Genomic DNA, 14774 nt, shown 5'->3' on the forward strand with positions numbered 1-14774 from the left:
TCCGCGCCGGGCCCTCCGTCCCGGCCCACACCCCCGACGCCGGCGCGGGCACGACCGGTGGCGTCGCCGTGCCGGGAACCGGCAGCGGGATGCCGGGAAAGCCGACCGCCTCGTCGTCGTCCTCGTCCGGCGTCTCGGCACGCCGGGTGCCGCCGAGCCAGCCACGGGTGTCGCCGACCATGACCAGGGCGATCCCGAGCGCCGCCCACACCGTCAGCACCGCCGCCGGGTCGCCGCCGCCCGCCCCCCGGAAGTACGCCGCGGAACGCAGCAGCGTCACCCCGGCGCCCGGTGGGGTCAACTGCCCGAGGCCACCCCACGGCGCCGGCATCATCTCCGGCGCCGACGACCACGCCGACAGCGCCGCCGCGACCACGAAGAACACGAACCCGCCGGTGAGGCCCAGCGTCCCCGCCCTGGCGCCCAGCCCCAGCACCGTGCCAGCGACCGCCAGCGCCAGCAGCGTCAGGACCCCGGCCGCGGCCAGATACGAGCCGGGCAGCACGTCCAGGCCGTAGCGCAGCGCCGCCGCCCCGGACACCCCCGTCGCCACCGCCAGGCCGACGAGCCCCGCGAGCCGCGCGCCACGGCGCGGCGCCGCCCGCGCGAGCAGCACCCCGCCCGCCGCGACCACCAGGACCAGCGGCAGGTAGCCGGCGGACAGCCCGCCGCCGACGTGGTCGGCCGGCGCGTTCGGCACCACGTCCACCACCGGGATCTCGGCGTTCGGCGCCACCTGGGTGATCCCGTGCTGCATCGCCTCCGACACCGCCGGGCTCGCCGCCGACGCGACGTGCAGGGACAGCCCGCTCGGCCCGATCACGAACGCCGCATACGCCTCCCGGGCCCGCAGCGCCGCGTCGGCGGCGTCGCCGTCGGCGACCACCCGCACCCGCAGCGCGCCCGGCTCGGTGTCCGACAGCTGCTCGGCCAGGACCCTCGCAGCGTCGGCCGGGCCGGCCGCCAGCACCGGCAGGGCACGCGGGCGCAGGCTGGTGACGGTCCACCCGTACAGACTCGTCAGCACCCCCACCAGCACCGCCATGCCGGCGACGAGCACGACCAGCCGCCGCACCTGTCCCCCACGGCCGCCGGCGACCCGCGCCGCCGGGTCCGCGCCGTACGCCCCGTACGCCCCGTACGCGACCGTGTCCGGCCCGGGCTGGGCCGCCCTCGCCGGCTCCGGCGTGGCCCAGGCCTGCTCCGCGCGCGGGCCCCGGGGGCCCGTGCCCCGGCCGCGGACGCCACCAGGCCCGGTGGCCCTGCCAGGCGCGCGGTGCCGCGGACCGCCGCGGCCACCGTCCGGGCCGGAGGCCGGCTCCCGCTCGCCACCCCCGCCGGGGCCGTTCCCCTCGCCCATCAGCACCCGGCCCCTCCCGCCCGCGGCACGCCCGCCCTGGCAGGCACCCACCGCCCTCACCGTCCGCTACCGTCCGCGCAGATCCTGTGGCAGTCGGCGCACGCACGCACGCGCCTCGCCGCGTGTCGCCCCGAACCGGCGGCAGAGTCCCGACAGATGGTCGGAAAGCGATCCGACGCCCCGACGCGGCCCCGACCCGCCCATGCCCGGCGGGCGCCACGCGGGACGCGGTCGTCCCCGCGGGCCGGGGACGATAGGGGCATGACCCATGCCCACAGCACGCCCACCGAGGTAGCGACCCCCGGTGGCGCGCCACTGACCGTCTGCGCGCCCGCCGGGGCACCGCGCGGCGGCGTCGTCGTCATCCAGGACGCCCGCGGCATCACGCCGTACCTGAGCTCCGTCTGCGCCCGGCTCGCCGCCGCCGGCTGGCTCGCCGCCGCGCCGCACCTGTACCACCGGCAGGGGATCGCGCAGACCCCCGCGGAGGGCGGCTGGGCGACCGCCGCTACCGACATGCTCGCGTTCACCGGCGAGGGCATCGCCGCCGACGTCGACGCGGCCCTGGCCTACCTGGGCGAGGCCGGCGTCGCCGAGGACAACCGCGCGATCATCGGCTTCTGCATGGGCGGCACCGTCGCGCTCGCCACCGCCGCCCGCGCACCGCTCGCCGCCGCGGTCTCGTTCTACGGTGGCGCGGTCACCACCCCCTACTGGGACGGCGTCGCGCCGCTCGTCGAACTCGCCCCGTCGCTGCGCGCCCCTTGGCTCGGCCTCTACGGCGAACAGGACGCGCTGATCACGCTGGCGGAGATCAACGCGCTGCGGGCGGCCGCGGCGGGGGCGGCGAGCCCCACCGAACTCGTCAGCTATCCCGGCGCCGGCCATGCCTTCCACAGCGACGACCGGGCCGCCGTCTACCGCCCCGAGGCCGCCGCCGACGCCTGGTCGCGCACCCTCGCCTTCCTCGACCAGCACGCCGCCCAGGCGGCGTAACCGAGGCGGCGTAGCCGAGGCGGCCCGACCCCGACGGCCGACGCCGACGACAGACGCCAAAAAGAATCCCCGCCGGTCCACGGACGCGGACCGGCGGGGATCTCCTCGCAGACGCCGTCAGGCCGGGCTCTCGGCCGTCTCCGCGAGCAGGCCCTCGAGCTGGGCGCCCACGATGCGCTTGAACTGGCGGCGCGCCCGGGTGCGGTCGAGCACCGCCACCTCCAGGTTGGCCGACGTGAGCACCCGCTCGCCGTTGCCCGCCGCCGCACCGGGGCCGGGCTGGACGCTGGCGGTAAGCGCCGTCACCGCGACCCGCAACGTCGCCGCCAGCGGCTGGCCGGCGGTGTGGTGCTCACGCAGCGACGTGTTCACCTGCTCGGACTGGCCGCCGATCGCCACGAAACCCCGCTCGTCGGCGATCGAGCCGTCGTAGGTCAGCCGGTAGATCTGGTCCGACTCCGGCGTCTGCCCGACCTCCGCGACGACGATCTCCACCTCGTACGGCTTGACCGACTCCGTGAAGATGGCGCCGAGGGTCTGCGCGTAGGCGTTCGCCAGCGCCCGGCCTGTCACGTCCCGCCGGTCGTAGGTGTAACCCTTCATGTCGGTCAGCCGGATCCCGGCCGTCCGCAGGTTCTCGAACTCGTTGTACTTGCCGACCGCGGCGAACGCGATCCGGTCGTACACCTCGCTGATCTTGTGCAGCGTCGTGGACGGGTTCTCGGCCACGAACAGGATGCCGTCCGCATAGGTGACGATCACGACGCTGCGGCCTCGAGCGATGCCCTTACGGGCGTACTCGGACTTGTCCCGGACCCACTGCTCCGGGCTTGCGTAGCCGCCGAACGGCATGGTCACGTCATCCTCCAGGGTTCGTCATGCGGTCGGCGACGAGGGCATCCACCACGGCCCCCACCTCCTCGTCGGCGTACCGCCGGAACCCGTCGGCCGTGACGGACGCGACCACCGGGAAGATCCGCCGGGCCATGTCCGGCCCACCGGTAGCCGAGTCGTCGTCCGCCGCATCGTAGAGCGCCTCCAGGCTGATCCGGACGGCGCGTTCCTCCGACAGGTCATTCTTGTAGAGCTTCTTCAGCGCGCCCCTGGCGAACAGCGAGCCGGAGCCGATCGAGTGGAAGCCCTTCTCCTCCGACCGGGCCGCCGCGATGTCGTAGGAGAAGATCCGCCCGGCGCCGCTGTCCAGGTCGTAACCGGCGAACAGCGGGACCACCGCCAGGCCCTGCAGGGCCATCGGCAGGTTGCCCTTGACCATGAAGCCGAGCCGGTTCGCCTTCGCGTCCAGGCTGAGAACCGCGCCCTCGATCTTCTCGTAGTGCTCCAGCTCGACCTGGAACAGCTTCACCAGGTCCGCGCCCACGCCCGCGGTGCCGGCGTAGCCGACCGCCGAGTACTCGTCGGCGTGGAACACCTTCTCCACGTCCCTGGTCGCGATCAGGTTTCCCTGGGTCGCCCGGCGGTCACCGGCCATGATCACGCCGCCGGGGAAGGTCACCGCCACGATCGTCGTCCCGTGCGCCACCTCGATCGCCGGCCCCGGCAGCTGTTGCCGGTTGCCGGGCAGCAGGTCTGGCGACGCGAGCGACAGGAACTCGGTGAACGACGATGTTCCCGGCATCATGAACACGGACGGTAGACGCCCAGCTACACCACTAGTTGGATCCGGCACGCATCCCCCTTCAAATAGTTCGCCGCCAGCAGCAGGCGGTTCGGGTCGTCCCCGAAGTTGCCCATCCCGGTGTTGCAGGTGAAGCACAAGATGCCACGGATCCTGCCGGACGCGTGGTCGTGGTCCACGTGTTCCGCCGGACGAATCCGACAGACGGCACACACGCCGCCCTGGGAGGCCAGCAGAGCCCCGACCTGGCTGACGGTCAGGCCGTGCCGGTTGGCGATGTCGCGGCCACCGCCGTCAGCCTCGTCGCACGTCGCGCAGCAGGGCTGACGACCATCACTCCCGTCCTCGAGCCGCTCACTACGCCGCACAGCGAAGTCCGCGAACGGCCGCCGTTTCGCGCAGGAGACGCAGACCTGGAAGCCCTGCGCCGCCAGCGACGGCGAGCTCTGGTGACGGTGGCGTCTGAGGTACCGGACCGCCAGCCGCAGCCGGGCCTCGTCGTCGCCGAAGTTCCCCAGCCCAACGTTGCAGGTGAAGCACAGCACGCCCCGGACCCAGCCCGCACGGTGGTCGTGATCCACGTGCACAGCCGGCCGCTCCCGGCAGATCGCGCACAGGCCACCCTGCCGAGCCACCATCGCCGCGAGGTCCTGCTCCGACATGCGGTATCGACTTCGAAGCGCCCGGCCTCGAGTGCTGCCGTGCAGACGCTGGTCGCTCGCGTACCCACGGGCGTTGTTGCACGGCCGGCAGTAGGTGTGCAGGCCGTCCGAGCGCGTCTTGCCCGCCGCGAAGCTGGACACGGCCTTGGTCTCTCCGCAGTCAGGACAGACCTTGAAACCGGGCGACGCCGGGCGCATCGTTCGCCGGAGATCGGTTAGGTCGCCTTCCTTCCTCCGGTAGTACCGCTCTCGGTTGCGCCGCCGAAAACATTCGATGCAGGAGCTGTGCTTGCCATCCCTGCTCTTCCGGTCTGCATGGAACTGGTCCGCCGGCTTCTCGACCCCACAGTCCCGACACATCTTTATGATCATGGGACATAGCTACAGCGGGACCGTGACCAGCGCAAACAGCTCTAGCGCATCCAGACTTGACGGACAGCCATCGAGCCCGATATGGTGAGAAGTTTGCTACTGACCGCCCTTCTGGACATAACCGCGGACAAACTCCTCGGCGTTTTCCTCGAGAACGTCGTCGATCTCGTCGAGGAGCGAGTCGACGTCTTCGGACAGCTTCTCGTGGCGTTCCTTCAGGTCTGAGGCGGAACGCTCCTCTACCTCGACCTCTTCGATGTCGTCGTCGCGCCTGGTGCCGTGGGTCTGGCCCCCGCTGGTGTCCTTGCTCGGCATGACTGCCTCCTGTCGTCGCGGCCGGCGCGCGTGCGCCGCCCGTCCATACCGGCGCCGCCGTCCAAACCCTGCCTGGCCCGTGTTCGGGGACCAGGCCGGCGTCTGGCGAGCTGTCCGCACCGGCTGTACCGATGGCCAGTCATGTCGTCGACCAGCCCGGGCCTCGTCGCCTGCGATCACACTATCCCGGTCCACCGACTGGTTTCGGCGGATCGAGAGAGCATCACTCCACCACGAACGTCGGCCTCCGTCCGGACGTCCGCCCTCAGCGCAACGTGGGCTACCCATTCCCGGCCGCGCCCATTCGGCCACGTCACGGCCTCGCCAGGGCGTCGCGTGGCCCGCCGGAGCGCACAGGCGGCGCTGTCGTCACCACCCTGTCACGGCGTGGCCTATCGCGCCCCACAGCGCCTTGGGGCCCTGACGGTGGCCATGGTGATGGTTCCGCGCCCAGAAAGCCGCGAAGCCCCGGGCCGAGGGGCCCGGGGCTCGCGCGGTGATCGATCGGGTGGAGTTGGGGCTACTTGCCGGAGAGGGCGTCGACGAGTTCGGCGGCGGTGCGGCAGCGCTCGAGCAGCGCGCCGACGTGGCTCTTGGTGCCGCGCAGCGGCTCCAGCGTGGGGACGCGTTGCAACGAGTCGCGGCCGATGTCGAAGATGACCGAGTCCCAGCTGGCGGCGGCGACCTGCTGCGGGTACTGCGCGAGGCAGCGGCCGCGGAAGTAGGCCCTGGTGTCCACGGGGGGCTCGGTCATCGCTTCGACGACCTGTTCCTCGGTGACGAGCCGGTCCATCCGGCCGCGGGCTACGAGCCGGTTGTAGAGGCCCTTGTCGGGGCGGACGTCGTGGTACTGCAGGTCGACGAGCTGCAGGCGCGGGTCGTTCCAGGGCAGGTTGTCGCGGGTGCGGTAGCCCTCGGCGATGGAGAGCTTGGCGACCCAGTCGAGCTCGCGGGCGCAGGTCATCGGGTCGTCCTCGAGCCGGGTGAGGACGGACTCCCAGCGGGAGAGGATGTCGACGGTCTGGGCGTCGGCGTCGGTGCCGTAGCGGTCCTCGACATACTTGCGGGCCTGTTCGAGGTACTCCATCTGCAGCTGGATGGCGGTCATCTTCCGCCCGTCGCGCAGGGTGACCTGGTGGCGAAGGCTCGGGTCGTGGGAGACGGCGCGCAGGGCGGCGACGGGCCCGTCGACGGACAGGTCGACGGTGAGCCAGCTGTCCTCGATCATCGACAGGACGAGCGCGGTGGTGCCGACCTTGAGGTAGGTGGCGATCTCGCTCATGTTCGCGTCGCCGATGATGACGTGCAGCCGGCGGTACTTCTCCGGGTCGGCGTGCGGCTCGTCGCGGGTGTTGATGATGGGGCGCTTGAGGGTGGTCTCCAGCCCGACCTCGACCTCGAAGAAGTCGGCGCGCTGGCTGAGCTGGTAGCCGGCGGTGCGGCCGTCGACGCCGACGCCGACGCGGCCGGCGCCGCAGAAGACCTGGCGGGTGACGAAGAACGGGGTGAGGTTGCGGACGATCTCACCGAACGGTGTCGACCGGGCCATGAGGTAGTTCTCGTGGCAGCCGTAGGAGACGCCCTTGTTGTCCGTGTTGTTCTTGTAGAGGTGCACCGGGGCGGTCCCGGGGACGTGCAGGGCCCGGCGCGCGGCCTCGGCCATGACCCGCTCGCCGGACTTGTCCCAGAGCACCACGTCGCGTGGGTTGGTGCACTCGGGGGCGGAGTACTCGGGGTGGGCGTGGTCGACGTAGAACCGGGCGCCGTTGGTCAGGATGACGTTGGCGAGGCCGAGGTCGTCCTCGTTCGCGGGCGCGGAGGGGTCGACGACCGGCTCGCGGGGCATCTCGAAGCCGCGGGCGTCACGCAGCGGGGACTCCTCTTCGAAGTCCCAGCGGGCCCGGCTGCCGCCGCTGGCCACCGCCCGGTTGGCGTAGGAGTTCACCACCAACGACGAGGCGAGCATCTGGTTGGTGTTGGGCTGACCAGGCACCGAGACGCCGTACTCGGTCTCCACACCCATGATCCGGCGAACGCTCACTCTGTCAGCGTAGGCGGTCGGCGGCCGGTTGGTCGGCCAGACAGCCCCGCAGTTTTCTCCCGAGCCGATGACTGGCCGAGAAAGCGAGGAGCCGGCCCCCTGTGGGGGCCGGCTCCGGGTCGCTGATGGTGCGTACCGGCCTAGAGGTACTGGCCGGTGTTGGCGATGGTGTCGATGGATCGGCCGGCCTCGGTGCCCTTGGTGCCGGTGACGAGCGTGCGGATGTAGACAATCCGCTCGCCCTTCTTGCCGGAGATGCGGGCCCAGTCGTCCGGGTTGGTCGTGTTCGGGAGGTCCTCGTTCTCCTTGAACTCGTCCATGCAGGCCTGGAGCAGGTGCTGCATCCGGATGCCCCTGACGCCGCCCTCGATGAGGTCCTTGACGGCCATCTTCTTGGCGCGGGCCACGATGTTCTCGATCATGGCACCGGAGTTGAAGTCCTTGAAGTACAGGACCTCCTTGTCGCCGTTGGCGTAGGTGACCTCGAGGAAGCGGTTGTCCTCGCTCTCGGAGTACATCCGCTCGACGGTCCGCTGGATCATCGCCTGGACGGTGGCCTCGGGGCTGCCGCCGTTCTCGGCCACGTCGTCCGGGTGCAGGGGCAGCTCGGGCAGGACGTACTTGGCGAAGATGTCCTTGGCCGCCTCGGCGTCGGGCCGCTCGACCTTGATCTTCACGTCGAGCCGACCGGGCCGCAGGATCGCGGGGTCGATCATGTCCTCGCGGTTCGAGGCGCCGATGACGATCACGTTCTCCAGCAGCTCGACGCCGTCGATCTCGGCGAGGAGCTGCGGGACGATCGTGTTCTCGACGTCGGAGGACACGCCCGAGCCGCGGGTACGGAAGATCGAGTCCATCTCGTCGAAGAACACGATCACCGGCATGCCCTCGGACGCCTTCTCGCGCGCCCGCTGGAAGACCAGCCGGATCTGCCGCTCGGTCTCGCCGACGTACTTGTTGAGCAGCTCGGGGCCCTTGATGTTGAGGAAGAACGCCCGGCCGCTGCCGCCGCCACTCTGCGCCTCGACCTTCTTGGCGAGCGAGTTGGCGACGGCCTTGGCGATGAGCGTCTTGCCGCAGCCGGGCGGGCCGTAGAGCAGCACGCCCTTCGGGGGCTTGAGCTGGTGCTCGATGAAGAGGTCCTTGTACAGGAACGGCAGCTCGACGGCGTCGCGGATCGACTCGATCTGGCCCTTGAGGCCACCGATCTGCTCGTAGCCGATGTCGGGGACCTCCTCCAGGACGAGCTCCTCGACCTCGGACTTGGGGATCCGCTCGAAGGCGTAGCCGCTGCGCGGCTCGATGAGCAGCGAGTCGCCGGCTCGCACCGGACCGTCGAGCAGCGGCTGGGCCAACATGACCACTCGCTCCTCGTCGGTGTGCCCGATGACGAGCGCGCGGTCGCCGCTCTCCAGGACCTCCTTGAGCAGCACGATCTCGCCGTGCCGCTCCCAGGCCCGCACCTCGACGACGTTGAGGGCCTCGTTGAGCATGACCTCCTGGCCTGGCCGCAGCCCGTCGACGTCGACGTTCGGCGAGACGGTCACCCGGAGCTTTCGGCCCTGGGTGAACACGTCGACCGTGCCGTCGTCATACGGGGTCAGGAAGATCCCGTATCCGCTCGGCGGCTGCGCCAGCCGGTCGACCTCCTCCTTGAGCGTGATGATCTGGTCACGCGCCTCTCGGAGGGTGGCGACCAGCTTCTCGTTGTGTGCCGTGGAGCTCGCCAGGTCGGACTGGATCTCAGCGAGACGCTCCTCGAGCACCCGGACCTGCCGGGGCGACTCCGACAGCCGCCGTCGCAACATGGCCACTTCCTCCTCGAGGAAGGCGACCTGCGTCGTGAGCTCGTGCACTTCTTTCTGGTACGCCGACGTTCGTGCCGCTTCGGCGTCACCAGGACGACCCGTGCTCCCATCGGAACCAGAGCCCGAGCGGGGATCGGACACCGCGCCTCCACCTCCCCCGTGCTGACCGGGACGCACCCAACACTACCGTTGTGACCGCTGCTGACAGGCAAGGTCCGCAAGGACGGCCCGGGCTTTGTCGTAAACAGCGGGTTACGGTGCCATGGTGACAGACGATCGGAGCCGCGTGGCAACTCCTTCGAACTCGGGTGTCTCGAACGGACTTCGGGTGCGGATCGACCAGGGTGCCTGCACTGGTGACGGACTGTGCGTCACTCGGGCACCATCCGTGTTCGAACACGACATCGACGGCCTGGCGTACGTCAAGACCACCGGGGGCGACCTGCTCACCGACCCGGGCGCCCGGGTAGTGATTCCGCTGACACTGGTGGACGCGGTCATCGACGCGGCCGACGAGTGCCCCGGCGACTGCATCTACGTGGAGCGGCCCGACGGCACCCTGGAGGCCGGCCCGGGTTCCTGACGCCCGCCTCCGGTGCCGCATGGGTCCCCACTCTGCCCGCCGGCTCCCCGCCCCGCCATCCGAGGCGGGGGGTGTGCCCACAAGCGCAGCGAAGTGGGCAGTCAGGTTCGGGTCAGGCCAGAAGGTTGTCTCTGGTTCGCTCCGTCCCAACCCACTTCGCTTCGCTCGTGGGCCGGGCCTCCGCGAGGCGCGCCTCCGCGCCGCACGGTCACCCACCGCTGAACGTCACTCCTCCACGGCCACCCTGTCCGGGGTCTCCTGGGCGGAGGTCCCGGGGGTAGGGGTCTCGGGGGTGGGGGCGGGGGCGTCGGGCTCGGGGAGGGCGCCCTTCGCGGGGCGGCGGCGGCGGGGTGGGGCGGTGACGCCGTCGGCGAGCCGGCGGGCGGTGACGAGGAAGCCGGTGTGGCCGACCATCCGGTGCTCGGGACGCACCGCGAGGCCGTCGAGGTGCCAGTCGCGCAGCATGGTCTCGAACGCGGCGGGCTCGGCGAACGGCCCGAGCTCGCGCAGCGCCTCGACGGTCCGCGAGAGCTGGGTGGCGGTCGCGACGTAGGCGCACAGCACCCCGCCGGGCACCAGCGCCCGCGCCACGGTGGGCAGCACCTCCCAGGGCGCGAGCATGTCGAGCACGACGCGGTCCATGTCGGTCTCGTCCGCGTCGGCGAGGTCGCCGACGTGTAGCCGGTGCGCCGGGTGCGGGCCGCCGAAGAACGCCTCGATGTTGCGCTGGGCGATCGCGGCGAAGTCGGCCCGGCGCTCGTAGGAGACGAGCAGGCCGCCGTCGCCGACGGCGCGCAGCAGCGAGCAGGACAACGCGCCCGAGCCGACGCCGGCCTCGAGCACCCGGGCGCCGGGGAAGACGTCGCCGTAGCCGACGATCATCGCCGCGTCCTTGGGGTAGACGACGGCGGCGCCGCGGGGCATCGCGAGCACGAAGTCGCTCAGCAGCGGCCGCAGCGCCAGGTACGGCGTGTTGCCGGTGCTGGTGACGACGATCCCCTCGGGCGCGCCGAGGAGCGCGTCGTGCTCGACCGCGCCGCGGTGGGTGTGGAACTGCTTGCCCGGTTCGAGGACGACGGTGTGCTTGCGGCCCTTCGGGTCGGTGAGCTGGACCCGGTCCCCCTTCGCGAACGGCCCCCGTCGGCGCGCCGCCTCGCCCGTGGGGCGGTAGGTGGCGGCGGCGAGGACGGCTCCGGCCGGTCCGCCCGCCTCGCCGTGGTCGTCCGCGCCGAGGATGGCGTCGCTGGTCTCGCTCACGGGGTGCGTGTTCCCTTCCGGTACTGCCTGGTGTGGTGGCGTCTGTGCGCCCACGACCGTTCGGGCCGGGACGTCCCGGCAGGTTACCGGCTGGCGACGCCCCGCCGTCGCCCCGACCACGCGGCCCCGCTCGCGGTGCGGCGCGCCTCCACGAGAGCGCTCAGCGCCCCCGAGACCAGCCCTAGCGGCGGGACACCATCCGTTGGGCGGCGTTCCGGTCCAGGCGCGCGACCAGGTCGACCATGACGAGCACGCCGACGGGCCGGCCGTTCTGGGTGACGAGATACTCCGGCGCCGGGTAACGCTGGATGTGGGTGAGCAGCTCCTCGCCGCCCAGGTCCGCGTCGAGGATCATGCTCGGCTCGATGGTCCTGCTGACCTCGGAGATGCCCACCCACGGGCGGCGGTGCTCGGGCATCGCGTCCACCGACGCCCCGTTCATGATCATGCTGGGGTTGCCGGCGGCGTCGACGACGGAGATGGCGGTGGCGCCGGCCTGCTGGGCGTGGCGCAGCGCCTCCGCGAGCGGCACCGACCCGTCGACCGGCAGCGTCTTGCGGATCAGCCGGCCGGCGCGCAGCTCGGGCAGCTTCTCGCGCAGATCGGCGGCGCGCAGCGACTGGTAGGCACCGAAGCCGATGAACCCGGCGAGGGCCAGCATGTAGAGGGTGTAGAAGCCGTTGATCGGGCCGCGCAGCGTCCAGGCCGCGAGGGCGGCGGCGACCAGGAAGCCGCCGTAGGCACCCGCGCGCAGCCCGCGCAGCCTGTTGTGGGTGACGCCCCAGACCGCGGCGACGACGACCCCGCCGCCGTCGAGCGGCAGGCCGGGGGCGAGGTTGAACACGAACAGCGCCAGGTTCGTGATCGCCAGGTCGAGCAGCACCACGCCGACCGAACTGTGCGAGGAGACTCCCAGCAGGCCAAGGAAGCACAGCCCTGAGATCAGGCCGTTGACGAACGGTCCCGAGAAGGAGAGCAGGAACTGCCGGCCGGCTGTCTGCGGCTCCTTCTCGTGCTGGGTGAAGCCGGCGAAGCCGTGCACGGTGACCGAACGCACCCGCAGACCGAACCGGTCGGCGACCAGGGCGTGGCCGATCTCGTGGAGCAGGATGGAGGCGACGAAGCCGATCGCGGTGATGGTGGCCAGCAGCAGGATGAGCGAGTCGCTCGCGCTGTCGAGCCGGGTCCGCTGCGAGTCGGCCGCGATCGAGGCGACGAGGACCGCGAAGACGAGCGCCAGCGGCGAGACGTAGATTGGGACGCCGCGGATCCGCCCGATCCGGAAGCCCGGCGGGCGCTGCGCGGGCGGAGTGCTGGAAGCCTGCGCGTTCGGGCCCGTTGCGTCGGGCTGGTCGGCCATATCACCGATGCTACGGCCGCCTCCCCGGCGATCCACCGGTTCAACCTCCGTCCTTTTCCAGTAGCGCCCGGTTTCTTATCCGATCCTCACCCGGCATGGCCCGGCGCCGCCCCCGCGTGAACCGCCCGACGTGGCCCGGCCGGGTCCCGGGCGGGTCTCGCCGACCGTTCCCGTGGATGCCGAGGACCTGGTCGGCCGCTGCCCGGGCGGGCGGCTGGTCGCCTTCTGGCTGGGCGGACCTCGGCGGACGGACTGTCACAGGTGCGCCCTAAGGTGGCGGCCATGAGCACCGCCGCTGACCCGACGGCCGAGGCCGCGCCGGCGCAGCCCGTGACAGCGCAGCCCGTGACGGCGCAGCCCACCACGGGCGGGCCGAGTACGGCCGCCGTGCCGGAGCAGCCGCCGCAGATCATCGGGTCGCTGTCGCCGTCGCGGGCGGCGGACTTCGTCAGCTGCCCGCTGAAGTACCGGTTCCGGGTCGTCGACCGGCTGCCCGAGCCGCCGAGCCAGGCGGCGACGCGGGGGACGATGGTGCACACCGTCCTGGAGCGGCTGTTCGACCTGCCGGCCGCCGGGCGTACCCCGGCGGCGGCCGACGAGCTGCTGCCGGGGGCGTGGGCGGACCTGCGGGCCCGCGAGCCGCAGGTCGCGGCGATGTTCGCGGACGAGGACGAGCTCACCGCGTGGCTGGCGTCCGCGCGCGAGCTGCTCGCCGGCTACTTCGCGCTGGAGGACCCGCGCCGGCTCGCCCCGGCCGCGCGGGAGCTCTACGTGGAGCACGTGCTGGACTCGGGGCTGCGGCTGCGCGGCTACGTCGACCGGCTCGACGAGGCGCCGACGCCGGACGGCCTGGCGCTGCGGGTCGTCGACTACAAGACGGGGCGCTCCCCCGGCCCGGCGTTCGAGAACACGGCGCTGTTCCAGATGCGCTTCTACGCGCTGCTGCTGTGGCGGACGCGGGGTGTGGTGCCCAGGGAGCTGCGGCTGTACTACCTGGGGGACCGGACCTGGCTGCGGGTCACCCCGGACGTCGACGACCTGCTGGCGACCGAGCGGCGGGTGCAGGCGCTGTGGGCGGCGATCGCGCGGGCGCACCGCACCGGCGACTGGCGGGCGACGCCGAGCAAGCTGTGCGGCTGGTGTGACCACCAGTCCCGCTGCCCGGCGTTCGGCGGAACGCCGCCACCGCTGCCCCAGGCTCCGCTGGTCGACGACACCGCCCCGGCCGTCTGCGAGGCGGAAGGGTAGCGGTCGCCAGGGCCGGGCGGGCGCCGCCGGCCCAGGGGAATCAGGCACGATGCGTAGGTGCGGCGTGTCTGCGATCGTTCGTCCCCGGCCGGGCCGGCCTTGGTGGCCAGCCCGCGGCCGAGGGTGACCGGGACACCCCCGACCCGCCACGCGGCCACCGGCCAGACGACGGCCGGCCAACCGGTGGCCGGTCAACCAAACGGGCGAGCTAGGCGTCCGACACCCTGGCGGCGCGGCGGCGCTCCCGGCCCGGCCGGGGTCCCTGCCGGGTCGGCGCCGGCCATCGAACTCCAGGGCGCGCGAAAGGAAGACCGATGAGCCCAGTGCGCGGACGGGCCGCCGACAACGCGGCGGGCCGTTCGGGTGGGCCGCGCCTGGCCGCCCGGGCGGAGCGGCTGACGAAGGTCTACGGCTCCGGGGACACCGAGGTCACCGCGCTGCGCGGCATCGACCTGGACTTCCCCCGGGGCCGGTTCACGGCGATCATGGGGCCGTCCGGTTCGGGCAAGTCGACGCTGATGCACTGCCTGGCCGGCCTCGACACGGTCAGCGGCGGCCGGGTGTTCATCGGCGACGTGGAGCTCTCGCGCCTGTCGGACCGGCAGCTGACCCAGCTGCGCCGCGACCGCATCGGCTTCATCTTCCAGCAGTTCAACCTGCTGCCGACGCTGACCGCGGCGGAGAACATCACGCTGCCCCTCGACATCGCCGGGCGCCGGCCGGACAAGAAGTGGATGCAGCTGGTCGTCGACGCCGTGGGCCTGGCGCCCCGGCTGAACCACAAGCCGACCGAGCTGTCCGGCGGCCAGCAGCAGCGGGTCGCCTGCGCGCGGGCGCTGGTCACCCGGCCGGACATCATCTTCGGCGACGAGCCGACCGGCAACCTGGACAGCGCCTCCGGCGCCGAGGTCCTGTCGTTCCTGCGCGACTCGGTCCGTGAGCTCGGGCAGACGGTGGTGATGGTCACCCACGACCCGAAGGCCGCCTCCTACGCCGATGAGGTGATCTTCCTCGCGGACGGCCGGATCGTGGACACGATGCTCGAACCGACCGCGGACGCGGTGCTCGACCGGATGAAGAACCTGGACCAGCCGGGCCGCGGCCGCCCGGCCCGCCGGGGCACCGCCCCACCGCGC

Annotated in this window: 13 protein-coding genes; 4 read left to right on the forward strand and 9 right to left on the reverse strand. The window is 72.2% G+C overall.

Features of this window, described 5'->3' with window-relative positions; all coding sequences use genetic code 11:
• A partial coding sequence (locus tag FRCN3DRAFT_RS45225) for a hypothetical protein (RefSeq protein WP_198536002.1) occupies positions 1 to 1411 on the reverse strand: 1411 nt, incomplete at its 3' end.
• A 210-nt stretch (positions 1412 to 1621) separates the two neighbouring features.
• Between FRCN3DRAFT_RS45225 and FRCN3DRAFT_RS0219140 the strand changes: the two genes are divergently transcribed.
• Entirely contained in the window at positions 1622 to 2356 is a 735-nt protein-coding gene (locus tag FRCN3DRAFT_RS0219140; RefSeq protein WP_007519514.1) for a dienelactone hydrolase family protein, read from the forward strand.
• Between the two features lie 117 nt (positions 2357 to 2473).
• Here FRCN3DRAFT_RS0219140 and prcA read toward each other — a convergent pair whose 3' ends face one another.
• From prcA to arc, 6 genes are all read right to left on the reverse strand, one after another.
• Positions 2474 to 3214 carry a proteasome subunit alpha gene (prcA, locus tag FRCN3DRAFT_RS0219145; protein WP_007519513.1) on the reverse strand — a complete coding sequence of 247 codons (741 nt, stop codon included), beginning with the start codon at positions 3212 to 3214 and terminating at the stop codon, positions 2474 to 2476.
• Position 3215: 1 nt separating this feature from the next.
• Positions 3216 to 4043, reverse strand: a complete 828-nt coding sequence (gene prcB, locus FRCN3DRAFT_RS0219150; protein ID WP_007519511.1) for a proteasome subunit beta — start codon at positions 4041 to 4043, stop codon at positions 3216 to 3218.
• Entirely contained in the window at positions 4019 to 4795 is a 777-nt protein-coding gene (locus FRCN3DRAFT_RS45230; RefSeq protein ID WP_158072956.1) for an endonuclease VII domain-containing protein, read from the reverse strand. The genes prcB and FRCN3DRAFT_RS45230 overlap by 25 nt, the downstream gene beginning before the upstream one ends.
• Positions 4796 to 5122: 327 nt before the next feature.
• Positions 5123 to 5341 (reverse strand): ubiquitin-like protein Pup, encoded by a 219-nt coding sequence (locus tag FRCN3DRAFT_RS0219165; RefSeq protein WP_007519508.1) that lies wholly within the window; start codon positions 5339 to 5341, stop codon positions 5123 to 5125.
• Positions 5342 to 5861: 520 nt separating this feature from the next.
• Positions 5862 to 7382 carry a depupylase/deamidase Dop gene (dop, locus tag FRCN3DRAFT_RS0219170; protein ID WP_269799831.1) on the reverse strand — a complete coding sequence of 507 codons (1521 nt, stop codon included), beginning with the start codon at positions 7380 to 7382 and terminating at the stop codon, positions 5862 to 5864.
• Positions 7383 to 7522: 140 nt separating this feature from the next.
• Positions 7523 to 9331 (reverse strand): proteasome ATPase, encoded by a 1809-nt coding sequence (arc, locus tag FRCN3DRAFT_RS0219175; protein WP_007519505.1) that lies wholly within the window; start codon positions 9329 to 9331, stop codon positions 7523 to 7525.
• Positions 9332 to 9476: 145 nt separating this feature from the next.
• Between arc and FRCN3DRAFT_RS0219180 the strand changes: the two genes are divergently transcribed.
• On the forward strand, positions 9477 to 9773 hold the full coding sequence (locus FRCN3DRAFT_RS0219180) for a ferredoxin (protein ID WP_342435334.1): 297 nt from the start codon (positions 9477 to 9479) through the stop codon (positions 9771 to 9773).
• Between the two features lie 225 nt (positions 9774 to 9998).
• On the opposite strand, the gene FRCN3DRAFT_RS45235 is transcribed toward FRCN3DRAFT_RS0219180, so the two are convergent.
• Positions 9999 to 11030 carry a tRNA (adenine-N1)-methyltransferase gene (locus FRCN3DRAFT_RS45235; protein ID WP_007519501.1) on the reverse strand — a complete coding sequence of 344 codons (1032 nt, stop codon included), beginning with the start codon at positions 11028 to 11030 and terminating at the stop codon, positions 9999 to 10001.
• A gap of 181 nt (positions 11031 to 11211) precedes the next feature.
• Positions 11212 to 12390 carry a site-2 protease family protein gene (locus FRCN3DRAFT_RS0219190; protein ID WP_035924938.1) on the reverse strand — a complete coding sequence of 393 codons (1179 nt, stop codon included), beginning with the start codon at positions 12388 to 12390 and terminating at the stop codon, positions 11212 to 11214.
• 282 nt (positions 12391 to 12672) lie between these two features.
• Between FRCN3DRAFT_RS0219190 and FRCN3DRAFT_RS0219195 the strand changes: the two genes are divergently transcribed.
• Together FRCN3DRAFT_RS0219195 and FRCN3DRAFT_RS45240 are read left to right on the forward strand one after the other, a co-directional pair.
• Positions 12673 to 13638, forward strand: coding sequence for a RecB family exonuclease (locus FRCN3DRAFT_RS0219195; RefSeq protein ID WP_007519497.1), 966 nt, complete (start codon positions 12673 to 12675; stop codon positions 13636 to 13638).
• A 314-nt stretch (positions 13639 to 13952) separates the two neighbouring features.
• On the forward strand, positions 13953 to 14774 hold an 822-nt coding region (locus FRCN3DRAFT_RS45240; protein ID WP_007519495.1), incomplete at its 3' end, for an ABC transporter ATP-binding protein.

Origin of the sequence: Pseudofrankia saprophytica (assembly GCF_000235425.2) — a bacterium.
GTDB classification, from domain to species: domain Bacteria; phylum Actinomycetota; class Actinomycetes; order Frankiales; family Frankiaceae; genus Pseudofrankia; species Pseudofrankia saprophytica.